Origin of the sequence: Amycolatopsis sp. SID8362 (assembly GCF_010550475.1) — a bacterium.
GTDB lineage: Bacteria > Actinomycetota > Actinomycetes > Mycobacteriales > Pseudonocardiaceae > Amycolatopsis > Amycolatopsis eburnea.
Genome location: NZ_JAAGNB010001003.1, coordinates 1 through 232 on the forward strand (window position 1 = coordinate 1; position 232 = coordinate 232).

The following is a 232-nucleotide window of genomic DNA, read 5'->3' on the forward strand; positions in this document are numbered from 1 at the left end:
CAAGGCCGTGAGCTGCGGACCTTCGGCGAGCCCGGCCGTCGCGGCGGCCACGACCAGCAGGGTGACGCCGTCGGCGCTCGCGGCCACTCCGGCGCTCGCGGCCAGGACGAGCGTGCTCAGCCACACGGTCCGGTCCGGCGCCCACGGCAGCGGCTTCTTCGCGAAGACGGCGTTGGCCAGCAGCGACGTCACGGCCAGGACGGTCAGCAGCAGGGCGCCGTCCGCCGGGCCG

At 76.7% G+C, this 232-nt stretch carries 1 pseudogene; it reads right to left on the minus strand.

Features of this window, described 5'->3' with window-relative positions:
• A pseudogene (locus G3I65_RS31045) lies at nt 1–232 on the minus strand (MFS transporter); the annotation flags it as partial.